The following is a 15557-nucleotide window of genomic DNA, read 5'->3' as shown; positions in this document are numbered from 1 at the left end:
CCGTAATAACTTCAAAGGAATCCGACACAAACATAGACAACCCACCACCCAAACCTCGAAGAGATCCAGGTAGAAGAAGTCACCCAATGCCTGTGAACGGGGTAAAACAATTTCGGCATTGACTTTCGGCACGCTGTTGAGTTCTCAAGAATCGGATGCACACCGCGCTTCAGACTTTCGTTTGAAGCTCCGGGGCAACTCGCCCTACTTTACTGTTTCGTCCTGAGCCGGTCAAATCGGCCCTCTTCGATTCAGTCCCCCTGCGCGACTCAGTGACTGAAACCTGCCGAGGCATGTTTCAGTTGCCGAGACCTTCAGGGAGTTTGTCGGAGGGCCGGCCGCTTTCGCGTCCTGCGCTTCGCTCCAACAAGAAGAACATTACTGACATTCGTGGTGCGGATGCAAATCGGGGTTCCGGACCCTCGTCCGAGCTCCCCGGCACCCGTCCTCGGCACCCAGGTTCCGGTGTCGAGGGAAGCAGTGCTGGTCCCTCTGGTCACATCACTCACTCGCGTCTCCGCGGGTAGTACTTCCATCATGCCGCACCCACACAAACGGTTTTCGTGGGGTGAGACGACGAGATGGGAGCCGGTCGCCCGACTCCCACCCGTCACGTACAGCACCGCCCAGCAGACGCCTCTCGGCGAGTGGCCGCTCGTAGCGGCTGAGGTTGAGGCCCGGGGTCATGAAACCGAGCGGCATGAGGTGTAACCGGGCCACCCCAGCAGCTATTCCCGAACGCAGCCGAGCGCGATGTCCTCCTGGTGGAAGATCAGTCCGCCCTCGCGTACCTCGAACCCGGTCTCGGTGTTCATCGCGGTGAAGCCCGTCGCCGACCGTGCCATGAAGAGCTGCGGGGGCTGCCCGTCGAACGTCACCTCAAGCCCACCCCCGGACTGCTCGACCGTGAACATCATCCTGCCGTCCAACCGGTAGGTGCCCGCCAACTCCGCCAGTACCTCGTCAGTCGGCAGATCCGGAGCCTCGATCTGGTCTGGGTACCCCTCCCAGCCGTACGTCGAGGCAACCGCCGCGAACGCCCTAGGCACGACCCAGCCGCCACCATCGCCGTTCGTCATCACGACAGCACCCTGGCCTGTGTCCCGATCGGCCAGCAGGTGGCAACGGAATCCTGCATTGCCCCCGCTGTGTCCGAACCGCCGGCCGGTTTCGTCGAGGAAGAATCCGAGCCCCAGATGGCTCAGCCCGCCGATGCGCTGGCTTGCGGCAATCTGGTGGGTCAACATCTCGTGCGCGAGCTCCGGCGGCAGCAGTGCGCCGGTAACCCCGGCGTACATCTGCTGCACGCCGATGGCCACCTTGGCGAGGTCAGTCGGAGTCGTCCAGAGGCCTGCGGCGGCCAGCTCTGGGTACGCGTGCCAGCGGCCTTCAAGCGGGCGGCCTCGCTCGTCGTGTGCGACCGCAGCTCTCCCCTGGAGCTCTGGTGGCAGCGGTTGAACGTAGTCGCTGCTAGACATGCCGAGTGGCTCCAGCACGAGCTCACGGACCAGTTCACGGAACGGAGTACCCGTGACGTCCTCCAACAGCTGCTGCATGACGATGGTGCCGCCGCCGGCGTACCGGAACTGCGTTCCCGGCACGAGGTCGACGCGGACGCCGAACGTGTTGGTCGGTCGAACGCCGTCAAGGATCTGGAGCGTGGTCGGCAGTGGATCACCGTAGGCGTACCCGGGGAATCCGTGCACTGTCAGCCCAGCGCTGTGGCTGGCCAACTGCCGCAACGTCACAGCAGGTTGCCACGAACCGGTCGGCGGCACCTGCCACGACGTGAGCTTCTCGTTCACGTCTTCGTCGAGATCGAGCACACCGCGATCGACCAACCGCAGCATCGCCAGTACGGCGATCGGCTTACTGATCGATGCGGCCTGGAACAACGTGTCCGGCGTGACCGCTTCAGATCCGCCCGCCTCCACCAGACCGGCCGTCCCGGTCTGGTGGACCTGGCCGTTCTCGATCACCGCCCAGCTCGCGCCGGGAACGTTGAACTCCTCGAGATCGGCCTTGATCTCCTCATCCAGCATGTCCGTGTCCCTCCCGCTCCAAGTCCGTGAAGGCACGGTACGGCGGGAACGGCTCGCTGGAGCTGGGATTACCGCGACGGCTTGGGCGTGCTGCAGTCGATCTTCGGGTTGAGGCCCACGTAATTGAGCGGACCGGCGACGATCGTGACCAGCGTCGTACCGACTTTGGCGCAGCTCGCGCTGGAACCTGAGAAGTAGTTCCGCTGCGCGGCAGCTGCCAGTCCGATGACCAGCCAGATCACAAGGATGATCGTGACGACGCGAGAATTGGTCCTTGTAGCTCGACGAGTACGCATGTCCACCTCCAGGGTTTGGCGCTCACCCCCGTGTGAACGCCCATCCGGTGCCCTGCGGACGCTTGCCGGAAACTCAGATCTCGCGAAACTCGTAGTACGGCTTGATGTGCTTGTTGACGTACGTGCCGATGCTCGGCGCTGCCAGGAGCGCCGCGTACGTCGTTTGCGGAACGTCGAGGTACTGGTAGATGTAGCCGTTGACGTACTCGAGCTCCAGCGTGCCGTCGGACCAACCGACCGATCGCACACTCGACGAGTTCACCGGGCGTCGCCTCATCCTTCGCTCCCTTCGCACCTGGTGCTGCGGCGCCCAGTCTGCCGTCAAGGCGTGGGAGATCGCTCCGGATCCTCGGTCTGTAGGCGTTTCAAAGCACGCGCCAGGTCGCCGAGGGCCGCGTTGAGCTGAATCAGCACGCCCTCGTCGATCGGCACCCGTCGCCGGTCGAGCCCGAGGTTGGCGGTGAACCGGACCTGGGCGTCGGCGGACGCCTGGTTGAGGTAGGTGTCGAGGGCCTCCTGGAGATATGGGCTGGGCACGACCTCGGGTCTCTCGCGCCACTTCGTCAAGGTGCGCGGCGAGATGCCGAGCTGTTCGGCGAAGGCCTCGTTGGTCAGCCGCAGCGCCGTCCGCAAGGCGTGCGCGTGCCGGCCGGTCCATTCCTCAATGACTGTCATCCGTGTCGCTCCCTTGCGCGTTGGTCACTCCCTGCTATCAGAATATGGCGATTCGGTCACCGCTGGTGGGCAAATTTTGTGCGCTGTGGATACCGGTTGAGTTCCTGGTGAGGACGCCCGGCCGGCCGTTGACTTGGCACATGGACGAGATGAGCGGGAGAACCGCGACGCTGCCGCGGACGACACAGCGGCGTCATCTGAAGGTCGCAACCACGTCCGGACCACGCTGTTTCCAGCTGATCCGGCACCGCGACCCCTCCGGAGTCAGCGGTACGGGCGTGGTTGCCGAAGGAGTCGAGTGGAGCGACGGGACGGTCGCACTGCACTGGGGCGCCCCATACCGGACCACGACTGTGTGGCCGGACGGCATCGACGCCTTGCTGACCATCCACGGACATAGCGGCGCGAGCACGATCCGCTGGCTGGACGAGTAGCCATGCTCAGCCGAGTCACCCTGCGTAGCCGATCTCGGTGGGGCGGGCCCACCCTGCAGCCGGCCCGCCTCACCGGCCTACTCCGAGTAGAACTGCTCTCGGTACGGGGCGTCCACATGGCGTGGGACGGGACGTTGGTGAGACTCGTCAGTGGGACTCCCGGAGCCGGCCGTGTCCGACTCCGCCCTGTCGGAGTCGGAGCTGCCAGATCCGGACTCGGCGGAGCCCGATGGGTTGGTCAGGCCGTCGACTGCCGTGCTGAAGGCGAGTTCGGCACGGGTCGGCCGCTGGCGTTCGATCTCCTCGGCGGAGGTACGCCGTACCGGGAGATCGTTCGCCGCGGCCGACAGTTCGGCGAGGGTGTCGAGGAGACCGAGTGCGGTCTCGACTTCGCCCGGGTGATTGACCAGCCACCAGACCGCGGCCGATCCGGGCGTGGCGAAGACGTCGTCCTTCAAGTAGGCGCGTTTGTCCTGCTCCATCCGGCGTTCGAGCAGAGTCGTCTGCTCCCGACGGTGCAGGGCGGCGAGATGTTGGAGGTGCTTCTGATCCGCGTCCGGGAGTCGCAGCCGCACCTCGGTGGCCCAGCTGCGTACCTGTCCCTTCTCGTCAAGAGCGGGCTCGCCGAGGAGCGCGGCCAGCCGGTGCTGGTTGAGCGACTCGTCGGTCACCTGCTGACGCACGGTCAACGACCGCGCCCGCTCCAGCAACGCGTCGACCGCGACCGCGCCGAGGTCGGCGTGGCGCGAGCCCGACAGGACGGTCGACCACTGCACCACGGCCGAGAAGCTGAACTGGAAGTCGGGCGACGCGGACGGCAGCCGTACGTCCGCCACCGTTCGCGTCGGTGGACCGGAGAAGACTGGCTCCCGATCCGGGAGTACGACGGATGGCGGCGTCGGCTTGGTCACGACTGGACGGGGTTCGTCGGGCTGCTTCCAGACGACGGCCAGCAGGACCAAAAGCACCAATGTCAGGACCACCGCCGCCCAGCCCGGCAGGCCGACGACCAGCGACACCAAATACAGAACCAGCATGATCGCGGCGGCGGTCAGGAGGGAGTTCCGATGGAGCTTCATGGTGGCGTTCCTTCACCGCGTCGGGCGGAGGTCAGCAGGTCGGCCAATGCACAGCTGACGGCTTCCCCGTCCTCACGCCGTCCGAGCCACCGGCAACCCAGACCACGGACTGCGCCCCACGACGAGTCCACAAAAAGTCTCACACGCCTAACGCAAAGTAGCCGCCAAGAGCGTGTCGGGCCGGCTGCTGCCACGGGGCAGCAGTAGACGGCTCGGCCGGTTCAGCCGGTGAGGGAGCGGAGGGCTCGGCGGGAGGGGGTGAGGACGACCGGTTTGTAGGGGCAGCGTTGGTCGGTGAGGGTTTCGTAGGCTCGGATGGCTCGGTTGGCGGCGTCCCAGCCCTGCTCGGCGGGGGTGCGGCCGAGGCCGCGGTTGCGGACCAGGGCGCCGTAGAAGGCGGAGCAGAAGACGGTCGCTTCGTACCAGCCGATGACCGCGCTGGTGCCGATGTAGGTGACGTCGTCCTGGATACAGTCGCGGATCGCGCGCTGCCACCTGCCGATGCCGGTCTTGCAGCCGTCGGCGATGACGACGCCGCTGGCGATCCCCCACTGGTGGTCCAGGAACCAGTCGGCGAGCGACCTGAGCGAGACCTGGGTCTTGCCGTCGGTCGAGAGGAAGGACGGCTCCTCGCTGTGATCACCGTGTGCCATCACGTGCAGGACGGTCGACGGGGTGGTCAGCGCGGAGAACGCGGTCTCGTGGTCGCGGGTACGGACGAAGTTCACGTCGATCACCGGCTGGTCCCAGCCGGCGTTGATGTTGCCCGTGATGCCCTGGACGAAGGTCATCGACGCGTCGAAAGAGTTGTCCAGACCGAGGTCCACCAGAGTGATCAGCCGATTCCGCATTCGCCCACCTCTCCCAAGCGATTCAAGCCCCGCCGGACCATGATGAACCACAGCTCCGACAGTTGGCGCCCGGATATGCCTGGGATGAGACCGGCGGCCCGGACCGTACGACGTACGGCGCGGTGGTCGGCCGGATTCTGGGACGGACCGGCGGGTTCGGACGGTGATCGACGTACGGTGTCGAGGCAGCGCCTGCCGAAGGAGGAGACGGATGAGCAAGGTTCCGACCGTCACATTGAGTCACGGATCCGAGATGCCGCGCGTCGGGCTGGGTACGTCGCCGATGAACGACACGGATGCGGAGCTGGCGGTCAGTACGGCGCTCGAGCTCGGGTACCGGCTGATCGACACGGCGGAGAACTACCGCAACGAGGTCGGCGTCGGGCGGGCGCTCAAGGGTGTGCCGCGGGACGAGGTGTTCGTGACGTCGAAGTTCAACAAACGCTGGCACAGCGTGGACGGCGCCCGGACCGCGTTCGAGGCGAGCGCGGAGAAGCTGGGCGTGGAGTACCTCGACCTCCTGCTGATCCACTGGCCGAACCCAGCACAAGACCAGTACGTCGAGGCGTGGCGAGGATTGATCGCGCTGCGCGAGGCGGGACTCGTGCGGGCGATCGGTACGTCGAACTTCAAGCCGGCGCACCTCCAGCGCCTGATCGACGAGACCGGCGTGGCGCCGGAGGTGAACCAGGTCCAGCTCAGCCCGGTGTGGGCGAAGGCGGCCGAGCGAGAGTTCCACGCCAAGCACGGGATCGTGACGGAGGCCTGGAGCCCGCTGGGCAAGGGCACCGAGCTCCTGAGCCATCCGGCGGTGCTCGAGATCGCGAAGACGCACGGACGGTCGCCAGGTCAGGTCGTACTGCGCTGGGAGACCCAGCAGGACGTCGTACCCATCCCGAAGTCAGCCGACCGAGGCCGCCTCGCGGACAACCTCGCGGTCTTCGACTTCGACCTGAGCACCGAGGAGTTGGCAGCCCTGACCGCGTTGGACGGCACGGGCAAGACGGCCGCGGACTCCGATCGATCCGGCCACTAACCGGATCGCCGAAGGTAGCCCGGTCAGGTCGTGAAGGAGCCGGTGACGACCGAGTAGGACTCGACGCCGCTCTTCGAGGACCAGAGACGGATGCGGACGAGCGTCCCGTCCGTCACCGAGAAGTTGCAGAAACTCCAGCCCTGGTAATCGGCCGTGGTGGTGTCGTCGAAGCACTCGTGCGCGTCGTACCAGAAGCCGACTTGGCTCTGGTACAGCTGGATCGCGGCGCGGGCGCTGTAGCCGTCCGCCTGGTCGTCATGAACGCCGAGCCACTCTCCGTCGGTGCAGTAGACCGCCGCGCTGAGCCGGGCGTTCGTCAGTTCCTTGGACGGGTGCGCGTAACAGTTGGCGATGGTGTTCGCGTACGCCGGAGCCGCCGTCAGCAGACCCGCAGTCAGAAGACCAGCGGCTGTCACGGCGACGGCACGTCGAAGCGGCGAAAGAAACGGCATGGCGGCTCCCGGAACAGCGGATGGGTCGCGGGCGAGCCTAAGCCGCAATCCGAGCCTTTCCTGCACTACATCTGAGCAGCTCGTGAGCAGCTCAGGACGCACCTCGGCCCCCGGGGAATACGGGAAGTTCCCGGGGGCCGTAGTGCTTTCAGTTCGTGGAGTGCGGCGGCAGGCGATCGCCGCCGCACTCATCGGCTCAGCTGCAGCCGGAGGTGCTGCCGCAGCCTTCGCAGACGTAGCAGGATCCGCTCGGGCGCATCTTGGTGCCGCAGGTGAAGCAGAGCGGGGCATCGACCGAGGTGCCGGTGATGAGTTCGAGCATCTCGGCGGTGGTGTGCGCCTCGCCCTTGATCGGCTTGGCCGAAGCCGCCTCGGCCGGCTTGCCGGCAAGCTCCGCGCCAGCATCCGAGGTGACGTCCGTGGTGGCATCCGCAGCGGCCGGTTCGACCGACTTCAGCGACTCAGGCTCGGAGATCTCGACCGGGGCCGGCTCGTAGGAGCCGGTGTCGAGCTGCCGGGACCGCTCGTCCGCGGAGTAGATGCCCAGGGCGGCCCGGTCGTCGAACGGCAGGTAGTCCAGGGCCAGGCGGCGGAAGATGTAGTCCATGATCGACTGCGCCATCCGGACGTCCGGGTCGTCGGTCAGACCGGCCGGCTCGAACTTCAGGTTGGTGAACTTCTGGACGTAGGTCTCCAGCGGTACGCCGTGCTGCAGCGCGATCGAGATCGCGATCGAGAAGGCGTCCATCACCCCGGCCAGGGTCGAACCCTGCTTGCCCATCTTCAGGAAGACCTCGCCCAGACCGTCGTCCGGGTAGGACCCGGCGGTCATGTAGCCCTCGGCGCCACCGACCGTGAACGACGTGGTCCGCGACGGCCGCGACTTCGGCAGACGCTTCCGGGTCGGCCGGTACTCGATGATCTTCTCGACGATCTTCTCGGCGACGGCGGCCTCGGCCTCGACGGCCTCGGAGGACTTCTTCGCCTTCGCGTCCGCCAGCGGCTGACCGACCTTGCAGTTGTCGCGGTAGACCGCGAGCGCCTTCAGGCCGAGCTTCCAGCCCTGGAAGTACACGTCGGCGATCTCCTCGACCGTCGCGGTCTCCGGCAGGTTCACCGTCTTCGAGATCGCGCCGGACAGGAACGGCTGCGCCGCCGCCATCATCCGAACGTGGCCCATCGGCTTGATCGCGCGCTCGCCCATCGCGGTGTCGAAGATCTCGTAGTGCTCCGGCTTCAGGCCGGGTGCGTCGACGACGTGACCGTTCTCGGCGATGTACTCGACGATCGCCTCGATCGTCTCCTCGGTGTAGCTGTACTGACGCAGTGCCCGCGGGACCGTCTGGTTGACGATCTGCATCGAGCCGCCGCCGACCAGCTTCTTGAACTTGACCAACGAGAAGTCCGGCTCGATGCCGGTGGTGTCGCAGTCCATCATGAAGCCGATGGTGCCGGTCGGCGCGAGCACCGAGGCCTGCGCGTTCCGCCAGCCGTTCTTCGCGCCGACCTTGAGGACGCCGTCCCAGGCCGCGGTGGCGTGCTTCTGCACGTCCTTGTCGATCTCGTGGATGGTGCGGATCGCGTCGTTCGCCGCGGCGTGCTTGCGCATCACCCGGGTGTGGGCTTCCTTGTTCCGCTCGAAGCCGTCGTACGGGCCGACGATGCCGGCCAGCTCAGCGGAGCGCTTGTACGACGTACCGGTCATCAGCGAGGTGATAGAGCCCGCCAGAGCCCGACCACCGTCGGAGTCGTATGCGTGACCGGTTGCCATCAGCAACGCACCGAGGTTGGCGTAACCGATGCCGAGCTGACGGTACGCGCGGGTGGTGACGCCGATCGCCTCGGTCGGGAAGTCCGCGAAGCAGATCGAGATGTCCATCGCGGTGATGATCAGCTCGACGGCCTTGACGAACTTCTCCGACTCGAACATGTCGTCGTCGCTGAGGAACTTCATCAGGTTCAGCGAGGCCAGGTTGCAGGACGAGTTGTCCAGGTGCATGTACTCCGAGCACGGGTTGGACGCGGTGATCCGGCCCGTCTCCGGCGTGGTGTGCCAGTCGTTGATGGTGTCGTCGTACTGCAGGCCCGGGTCGGCGCAGGCCCACGCGGCCTGGGAGATCTTGTCGAACAGCTGCCGAGCGTCGACGGTCTCGATCACCGAGTTGTCGAGCCGCGCCCGCAGGCCGAACTCGCCCTTCTCCTCGACCGCGCGCATGAACTCGTCGGTCACCCGGACCGAGTTGTTCGCGTTCTGGTACTGCACGGAGGTGATGTCGCGACCGCCGAGGTCCATGTCGAAGCCCGCGTCACGCAGGATGCGGATCTTCTCCTCCTCGCGCATCTTGGTGTCGACGAACTCCTCGATGTCCGGGTGGTCGACGTCGAGCACGACCATCTTGGCCGCACGCCGGGTGGCGCCGCCGGACTTGATCGTGCCTGCCGACGCGTCCGCGCCGCGCATGAACGAGACCGGGCCGGAGGCGGTGCCGCCGCTGGACTGCAGCAGCTCCTTCGAGGAGCGGATCCGGGACAGGTTCAGACCGGCGCCCGAGCCGCCCTTGAAGATCAGGCCCTCTTCCTTGTACCAGTTCAGGATCGACTCCATCGAGTCGTCCACGGCGAGGATGAAGCAGGCCGACACCTGCTGCGGGGAGGACGTTCCGACGTTGAACCAGACCGGCGAGTTGAAGCTGAAGTACTGGTGCAGCAGCAGCCAGGTGAGCTCCTGCTCGAACACCTCGGCGTCGTTCGGCGTGGTGAAGTACCCGTGCTCCTCGCCGGCTTTGCGGTAGGTCTTCACGACCCGGTCGAGCAGCTGCTTGAGGCTCCACTCCCGGTTGTCGTGGCTGACCGCGCCGCGGAAGTACTTCGTCGTGACGATGGTGGAGGCGTTCACGCTCCAGAACTCGGGGAACTCGACCCCGCGCTGCTCGAAGACCGTCTCACCCGTCTTCCAGTTCTGCTGCACGACGTCGCGACGCTCCCACGTCACCTCGTCGTACGGGTGGACGCCCTCGGTGCTGAAGACGCGCTCGATGGTGAGTCCCGCGGGCGCGTTCTTCCGCCCACGGAACCCGGCCGCCGACCTCTTGGTCGACCCCGAGTGGCCGGTCACCGTCTCTGTCATGGTTGCTCCTCGCCCTGTGTCTGCACTACGCGGTCTGTCGGGACCGCCCCGTTGAGTAACGCCAGATGTTGCTGGATGTCGCTGGGTGTTGCTGATCCCCGATTTATGTCTGCTGGGTCGGCTTCAGCTGGTCCGGCTCGGTGCCCTGCGGCTCCTTCTCGGCCCGCAGCAGCGCGATCTCGGTCTCGAAGTCGTCGGCCGACTCGAACTGCCGGTACACGCTCGCGAACCGCAGGTAGGCGACCTCGTCGAGCTCCCGCAGCGGCCCGAGGATCGCCAGTCCGACCTCGTGCGCGGGAACCTCCGGCGAACCGCTCGCCTTCAGCGCGTCCTCGACCTTCTGACCGAGGCGCGCGAGCTGGTCGGCGTTCACCGGCCGGCCCTTGCATGCCTTCCCGACCCCGTTGATGACCTTCTCCCGGCTGAACGGCTCGGTCGCGCCGGAGCGCTTCACGACCGTGAGCTGCATCTGCTCGACGGTGGTGAACCGCTTCTCGCAGACCGGGCACTGCCGGCGCCGGCGGATCGCTCCGCCGTCCTCGGCCACCCGGCTGTCGACGACTCGGGAGTCGGCGTGCCGGCAATACGGACAGTGCACGATGAATCACTCCTCCCGAGGGCCGCCGGACCGGCGGCCTGTGGATCAGCCTGGGGACAACTTGTGTATGACCTGTGTGCAACCAACCACTACCTGTGGAAAATTACACCCGTGTAACCACTACATCTAGGGATCCTAGAACTCTGCACCGACAGTTGCAAGAACGCCTGGATCTCCCGCGCGTGTCTGAGGTTTCAACATCCGCGCGGGCCTGTGTACTCCCGCGTGGCGCCCTCCGAATGACCCTTTCGAGGCGCAAACTACGGCCCGCGCAGCGGGTCAGCGGGACTTGGTGAGTACGACGAGACTCAGGGCCGGGAGCGGCAGTTCGAGGGGCAGCGAAAAGCTCTGTTCGACGTCGATCGGCGTGTCGTCACAGAACCGCTCGAGCCCCTGGCGAGCCGTGATCCGGGCGAACTCCTCGGCGGTCGGGTCCTGAGGTGAGCCGAGCGCCTGCCAGACCGTGTGGCTGTTGCTGTGGTCGCGGTCGATCCGGAAGTGCTGGAGAGTCCAGCGGCCTGGGTCGAGGCCTTCGATTGCGAGGTCGACGGGAGCCGCGGCGGGTTCAGCGGCGTACTGGTCGTCGGTGTGGCGCCAGACCAGGATCGCGACCTTGTCCGCCGTACGGCTGGCGAGGGCATCGACCGCACCTGTGGTCACGGCGTCGATACGCCGGTCGCCGAGGTGGGCGAAGGCTCGGTAGGCGTTCATCAGCGGTTTCTCGATGCCGGACGCGGTGACGAAGCTGCGGGTGCCCTCGAAGTAGCGCTCCCCCTCCATCGAGAAGCTCCAGGTGGTTGCCTCGCGCACCTTCGCGGTGTGCCGCTCGTTCAGTTCGAGAATCTTCTTCATCAACTGGGCCTGGAAGACCGGGTAGTACTCCGTGTTGCGGTAGGCGAAGTTGGCGTTGTCGTAGATCCCCCAGTGCGCGGGGACCGACGCGTCACATTCGTCAACGATGACGGGCTTCCCGGCGTACTGCGGGAACTCGTCGACGACTGTCAGCGCGGTGTCGATCTCGCGGAGCATCTTCTCGGTCGACGGCGATTGCTGTACGGGCGCCGGTGCGCCGATCGGGCCGTACGTGCGCCACGGGGTGAAGTGGGCGCCCTTGGTGTGGAAGGAGACGAAGTCCACCGGCAGGTCGCTGTCGGCGCAGGCCTGCAAGAACCCGCGCAGGAAGTCGTCGCCACCACCGGTGACCGCTGGGCCGCCCACCTTGGCGTCCGGGTAGACGTCCCGGATCGCCTTCGTGGTCACGTCGTACAGGTCGTAGTACTGCTCTGGTGTACCGCGCCAGTAGGTGATGTCCGGCTCGTTCCACAGCTCCCAGAGCCAGTGCTGCACCTCGTCGGCGCCGTACCGCTCTAGCGCGTGTTCGACGAGTGCCGCGACCAGTCCGGCGAATCGGTCGTAGTCCTTGGGCGGATAGGACCACCAGCCGGCTTCGTACTCGCTGTAGAGGCTGGGACTGCCTTCGTACCGGAAGTCGGTCTTCGCATGGTCGGGTACTAGTGCCAGCGGGGTGAACCCCAGCTCGACCAGTGGATGGTGGCCGGCGCCAACGATCGCGTCGTACGTCAGGTCCGCAATGGTGAAGTCGTAGTACGGAGTACCGTCCGCGTCCTCGTGGTAGACGTTGCCGCTCCCCCAGTGCGGCAGACCGAGTCCGGTGCCGCTGGTGAAGATGTTGTGCGGCCTGACGTGGTACGGCGTCTCAGCGAACGCACCGATGGTCTGCAGAGTGCGGCGGCCCTGTGGCGTGTAAGTCCAGTTGATCTCGTCGTACCCGAGGCTGGCCCACAGGCGGTCCAGTACGCCGAGGTCATGTGCGGCGTTGACCGTGACGCGCGCTCTCTGAGTCATCCGGGCGGCCCTCTCGATCGCTGTATCGATAAACAGCCACCGCTCAGCCTACAAGCGCGAACCGTCCGGCGTTCCAGCCCGCGAGTTCGGCTGGACAGTTCGTGATGATGCCGTCCACCCCGGCCCGCTCGAGCGCGTCCCACCGGCCCGCGTCATCGACCGTCCAGATGTTGATCGCGACACCGGCCGCGTGCAGCTCCCGGATGATTCCGGGCCGGGTCTGCAACGCCGCGTCGGACGGGTTGTACGCCGTCAGTTCGAGGTCTTTCGCGATCGCGACCGGATCCGGGTCGAGCTCGAAGCGGAGCAGGCCGAGCGGCAACTCGGGCGCGAGTTCGTGGACCCAGCGCAGGTACTGCGGTTCGAAGCTCTGGACGAACACCCGGCCGCTCATCCGGTGGACCTGGATCTCCTGCACGATGCGTACGACGGACGACCGCGTGTGCTGGCCCTTGATCTCAAGCAGCAGATTCCCGCCGCGGGTCTTGAGACCGTCGAGCTGCGCCGCGAGCGTTGGCACTCGTTGACCCGCGAAGGCCGGCGCGAACCACGAGCCAGCGTCCAGCTGCGCGACCTGTGCTGCCGTGAGCGACTGGATCGGACCGGTCCCATCGGTGGTGCGGTCGACGGTCTCGTCGTGCATGACCACAGGTACGCCGTCCTTGGTCGTCCGAACGTCGTTCTCGATCCACTCGGCGCCGGCGCGACGGGCGGCCTCGTCGGAGGCGGCGGTGTTCTCGGGAGCCGCGGAGGAATTGCCGCGGTGCGCCCAGATCCGCAGTTGTGCGCCGGGCGCCCGGAGGAACGAGTTGGTCCGAGGCATCACCAGGCAGCCAAGCCAGCGGAGACGAACGGCGCCCGAGCCGGTGGTGAAGCGGCGGCCAACTCCGGATGTGAGGATGACGGCATGAAGCCGGTGATTCTCGATGTCGATACGGGCCTGGACGACGCGTGTGCGCTGCTGCTCGCCGCTCGGCACCCCGAGCTCGACCTGAAGGCCGTGACCTGCGCCGGCGGCAACGTCGGACTCGACGACGTGGTGCTCAACACGCTGACCGTGCTCGACGCGGCCGGTCGGCCGGACGTGCCGGTCGCTCGCGGTGCCGCCGTACCGCTGATCCAGCCGGTGCGGATGGCGCGGCACGTTCACGGCGCTGACGGGCTCGGTGATCTCGACTGGCCGCGGTCCACGCGGGCGACGGACCCACGGCATGCGGTCGAGTTGCTGCGCGACGTGCTGCGGGAGGCCGCGGCGACCGGTGAGTTGATCACGCTGATCCCATTGGCGCCGCTGACCAACATCGCGCTGCTGCTGCGGACGTATCCGGACGCCGCGGCCGGGTTGCGCGAGATCGTGTTCATGGGTGGCGCGGCGGGGATCGGGAACGCCACGGCCTCGGCGGAGTTCAACATCTGGACCGATCCGGAGGCGGCTGCGATCGTGCTGGCCGCGGCGGGCGAGCTCGGCGTACCGATGACGATGTACGGCCTGGATGTCTTCTACGACGTGGTGGTCACGTTGGAGCAGGCGCGTGCGTTGAGCGGCTCGCAATCGGCCGAGTTGGCGCAGAAGCTGATCGAGAAACGGTGCGAGCGGTACGAGGCCGACGGCGCCAGCATCGGCGACGGCGGCGCGGTGTGCGCGGTGATCGATCCGTCCGGGCTGACAACGCAGCCGTTCCCGGTGCGGGTCGAACTGTCGGGAAGCTGGTCGCGAGGACGGACGATCGTCGACACGCGGGACTGGTCTGCGGACCTGACTAGCGACCCACACGGGCAGGCGCCGTCGACGATCCAGGTAGCGACGGCAGTCGACGGCAAGCGGTACGCCGAGATGTGGCTGGCGACCGTCAGCTGACCAGATCGACCAGGCGGGCGCGTACGCCGTACAGGAAGAGGTCGAGTCCGTCGGCGAAGAGGCCGTCGGCCTCCGCGACCACGGCGGCGAGCGTCCAGCGGGCAGTGACTTCGAAGAGGTGACGTGCATCGGGCTCTGGTACGCCGATGCGGACGAGGGACTCGATCTGGGCACGGATCAGTTCGGCTCGGGATCCTTCGCCTTGGTCCCGATCCGGGCTGGCCTTTGACTGAATCAGTCCGGCCAGGCCCGGGTGGTCGGCGTAGAAGGTCCGCAGTTCGAGGGAGCCAGATCTCGTCAGCGCGATCCACTCGTCGATCGTCTGCAGATTCTCGTACGCCGCGTTGTCCGCGGCGAACTGGTCGAAGGCGTTGCGGGCGACCAGGTCGAGCAGGTCGGACTTGTTGTGGACGTGGTGATACAGGGACGGCGCTCGGACCCGGAGACGCTCCGCGACCGCGCGCATGGTCAGGCCGTCGACGCCGTCGGCGCGAATGACGGTCAGGGCGGCGTCGGCGATGGCCGGCACGGTGATTCCGGCGGCTGCGTGGGACGAAGGGTCGCGTCTGGTCACGAAATCTCGTTGTCGGGGTCGGTCGCGGCGAGTACTGTCTAACGTCATTAGACAGCTTAGCCGAGGATGGTGCCGTGACTGGATTCCGACCCGCGTACCCGCTGCTGACCGAGCGGCTGGAACTGCGGCCGCACCGAATGGACGACCTGGACGATCTGTACGCGTTCCACTCGCGGCCGGAGGTGGTCCGGTACACACCGTGGCCGGTGCGCGATCGGGACGAGACGCGGGTCGCATTGGAGAAGAAGCTTCCGCAGGGCGAGCTGACGGAGTCGGGCCAGTGGCTGGTGCTCGCCATCGAGCTGCGCGAGACCAAGACCGTGATCGGCGAGGTCCTGCTGAAGTGGGCGAGCGAGACCGATCGTCAGGGCGAGATCGGCTTTGCGCTGCACTCGGCGTACCAGGGCAAGGGACTTGCGGCGGAGGCTGCGCGGGAGATGCTGCGCGTCGGCTTCGACGAGCTCGGCCTGCATCGAATCGTGGCAATTCTGGACGATCGGAACACGGCGTCGGCTCGCCTGCTCGAGCGGCTCGGGATGCGGCGGGAGGCGCACTTCATCGACGCACTCCAGTTCAAGGGTGAGTGGGCGAACGAGTATGTCTACGCGCTCCTGGAGGACGATTGGCGTGAGGCCGACGCCGGCTGATGCAACCGGATCCCTTCGCCAG

Annotated in this window: 16 protein-coding genes; 4 read left to right on the top strand and 12 right to left on the bottom strand. The window is 66.6% G+C overall.

Features of this window, described 5'->3' with window-relative positions; translation table 11 throughout:
• Positions 1–728: 728 nt before the first annotated feature.
• The 4 genes from EV650_RS40165 to EV650_RS40150 all read right to left on the bottom strand — a co-directional run bounded on the left by EV650_RS40165 (position 729) and on the right by EV650_RS40150 (position 3013).
• Positions 729–2042: a serine hydrolase domain-containing protein gene (locus EV650_RS40165; protein WP_134124471.1), complete on the bottom strand. Its 1314-nt coding sequence runs from the start codon at positions 2040–2042 to the stop codon at positions 729–731.
• 68 nt (positions 2043–2110) lie between these two features.
• Entirely contained in the window at positions 2111–2338 is a 228-nt protein-coding gene (locus EV650_RS40160) for a hypothetical protein (RefSeq protein ID WP_134124470.1), read from the bottom strand.
• Between the two features lie 73 nt (positions 2339–2411).
• The gene (locus EV650_RS40155; protein WP_134124469.1) at positions 2412–2615 is read right to left on the bottom strand and encodes a KTSC domain-containing protein; all 204 of its coding nucleotides are present in this window, start codon (positions 2613–2615) and stop codon (positions 2412–2414) included.
• A 44-nt stretch (positions 2616–2659) separates the two neighbouring features.
• Positions 2660–3013, bottom strand: a complete 354-nt coding sequence (locus tag EV650_RS40150) for a helix-turn-helix domain-containing protein (RefSeq protein ID WP_134124468.1) — start codon at positions 3011–3013, stop codon at positions 2660–2662.
• A gap of 140 nt (positions 3014–3153) precedes the next feature.
• Between EV650_RS40150 and EV650_RS40825 the strand changes: the two genes are divergently transcribed.
• Positions 3154–3447 carry a hypothetical protein gene (locus EV650_RS40825; protein WP_238174779.1) on the top strand — a complete coding sequence of 98 codons (294 nt, stop codon included), beginning with the start codon at positions 3154–3156 and terminating at the stop codon, positions 3445–3447.
• Positions 3448–3524: 77 nt separating this feature from the next.
• On the opposite strand, the gene EV650_RS40140 is transcribed toward EV650_RS40825, so the two are convergent.
• Both EV650_RS40140 and EV650_RS40135 read right to left on the bottom strand, forming a co-directional pair.
• A complete protein-coding gene (locus EV650_RS40140; protein ID WP_134124467.1) occupies positions 3525–4526 on the bottom strand; it encodes a hypothetical protein in 1002 nt (333 codons plus the stop codon).
• A gap of 221 nt (positions 4527–4747) precedes the next feature.
• Positions 4748–5377: a hypothetical protein gene (locus EV650_RS40135; protein WP_134124466.1), complete on the bottom strand. Its 630-nt coding sequence runs from the start codon at positions 5375–5377 to the stop codon at positions 4748–4750.
• A 211-nt stretch (positions 5378–5588) separates the two neighbouring features.
• Between EV650_RS40135 and EV650_RS40130 the strand changes: the two genes are divergently transcribed.
• Positions 5589–6413 (top strand): aldo/keto reductase, encoded by an 825-nt coding sequence (locus EV650_RS40130; protein WP_134124465.1) that lies wholly within the window; start codon positions 5589–5591, stop codon positions 6411–6413.
• 23 nt (positions 6414–6436) lie between these two features.
• Here the strand turns inward: EV650_RS40130 and EV650_RS40125 are convergent, their stop codons facing one another.
• The 5 genes from EV650_RS40125 to EV650_RS40105 all read right to left on the bottom strand — a co-directional run bounded on the left by EV650_RS40125 (position 6437) and on the right by EV650_RS40105 (position 13279).
• Entirely contained in the window at positions 6437–6865 is a 429-nt protein-coding gene (locus tag EV650_RS40125; protein WP_134124464.1) for a hypothetical protein, read from the bottom strand.
• A 196-nt stretch (positions 6866–7061) separates the two neighbouring features.
• Positions 7062–9992: a vitamin B12-dependent ribonucleotide reductase gene (locus EV650_RS40120; protein WP_134124463.1), complete on the bottom strand. Its 2931-nt coding sequence runs from the start codon at positions 9990–9992 to the stop codon at positions 7062–7064.
• Between the two features lie 103 nt (positions 9993–10095).
• Positions 10096–10590, bottom strand: a complete 495-nt coding sequence (gene nrdR, locus EV650_RS40115) for a transcriptional regulator NrdR (RefSeq protein ID WP_134124462.1) — start codon at positions 10588–10590, stop codon at positions 10096–10098.
• 279 nt (positions 10591–10869) lie between these two features.
• Positions 10870–12456 carry a GH39 family glycosyl hydrolase gene (locus EV650_RS40110; protein ID WP_134124461.1) on the bottom strand — a complete coding sequence of 529 codons (1587 nt, stop codon included), beginning with the start codon at positions 12454–12456 and terminating at the stop codon, positions 10870–10872.
• Positions 12457–12499: 43 nt separating this feature from the next.
• On the bottom strand, positions 12500–13279 hold the full coding sequence (locus tag EV650_RS40105; RefSeq protein ID WP_134124460.1) for a glycerophosphodiester phosphodiesterase: 780 nt from the start codon (positions 13277–13279) through the stop codon (positions 12500–12502).
• 84 nt (positions 13280–13363) lie between these two features.
• On the opposite strand from EV650_RS40105, the gene EV650_RS40100 reads away from it, so the two are divergent.
• Positions 13364–14314: a nucleoside hydrolase gene (locus tag EV650_RS40100; RefSeq protein ID WP_134124459.1), complete on the top strand. Its 951-nt coding sequence runs from the start codon at positions 13364–13366 to the stop codon at positions 14312–14314.
• On the opposite strand, the gene EV650_RS40095 is transcribed toward EV650_RS40100, so the two are convergent.
• On the bottom strand, positions 14307–14888 hold the full coding sequence (locus tag EV650_RS40095) for a TetR/AcrR family transcriptional regulator (RefSeq protein ID WP_238174778.1): 582 nt from the start codon (positions 14886–14888) through the stop codon (positions 14307–14309). The genes EV650_RS40100 and EV650_RS40095 overlap by 8 nt on opposite strands.
• Positions 14889–14962: 74 nt before the next feature.
• Here EV650_RS40095 and EV650_RS40090 point away from each other — a divergent pair, with 74 nt between their 5' ends.
• Complete coding sequence (locus EV650_RS40090) at positions 14963–15535, top strand: GNAT family N-acetyltransferase (protein ID WP_238174777.1); 573 nt, start codon at positions 14963–14965, stop codon at positions 15533–15535.
• The last annotated feature ends 22 nt before the right edge of the window (positions 15536–15557 follow it).

This window comes from Kribbella kalugense, from assembly GCF_004365875.1.
Taxonomy (GTDB): domain Bacteria; phylum Actinomycetota; class Actinomycetes; order Propionibacteriales; family Kribbellaceae; genus Kribbella; species Kribbella kalugense.
Note: the sequence above shows the minus strand (reverse complement) of the source record. Positions and strands in the feature narration are given on the sequence as shown.

Bases quoted from the DNA above. Each gene is read 5' to 3' on its own strand.
- EV650_RS40165 (WP_134124471.1), bottom strand. From the start codon at position 2,042: ATGCTGGATGAGGAGATCAAGGCCGATCTCGAGGAGTTCAACGTTCCC.
- EV650_RS40160 (WP_134124470.1), bottom strand. From the start codon at position 2,338: ATGCGTACTCGTCGAGCTACAAGGACCAATTCTCGCGTCGTCACGATC.
- EV650_RS40155 (WP_134124469.1), bottom strand. From the start codon at position 2,615: ATGAGGCGACGCCCGGTGAACTCGTCGAGTGTGCGATCGGTCGGTTGG.
- EV650_RS40150 (WP_134124468.1), bottom strand. From the start codon at position 3,013: ATGACAGTCATTGAGGAATGGACCGGCCGGCACGCGCACGCCTTGCGG.
- EV650_RS40825 (WP_238174779.1), top strand. From the start codon at position 3,154: ATGGACGAGATGAGCGGGAGAACCGCGACGCTGCCGCGGACGACACAG.
- EV650_RS40140 (WP_134124467.1), bottom strand. From the start codon at position 4,526: ATGAAGCTCCATCGGAACTCCCTCCTGACCGCCGCCGCGATCATGCTG.
- EV650_RS40135 (WP_134124466.1), bottom strand. From the start codon at position 5,377: ATGCGGAATCGGCTGATCACTCTGGTGGACCTCGGTCTGGACAACTCT.
- EV650_RS40130 (WP_134124465.1), top strand. From the start codon at position 5,589: ATGAGCAAGGTTCCGACCGTCACATTGAGTCACGGATCCGAGATGCCG.
- EV650_RS40125 (WP_134124464.1), bottom strand. From the start codon at position 6,865: ATGCCGTTTCTTTCGCCGCTTCGACGTGCCGTCGCCGTGACAGCCGCT.
- EV650_RS40120 (WP_134124463.1), bottom strand. From the start codon at position 9,992: ATGACAGAGACGGTGACCGGCCACTCGGGGTCGACCAAGAGGTCGGCG.
- EV650_RS40110 (WP_134124461.1), bottom strand. From the start codon at position 12,456: ATGACTCAGAGAGCGCGCGTCACGGTCAACGCCGCACATGACCTCGGC.
- EV650_RS40105 (WP_134124460.1), bottom strand. From the start codon at position 13,279: ATGCCTCGGACCAACTCGTTCCTCCGGGCGCCCGGCGCACAACTGCGG.
- EV650_RS40100 (WP_134124459.1), top strand. From the start codon at position 13,364: ATGAAGCCGGTGATTCTCGATGTCGATACGGGCCTGGACGACGCGTGT.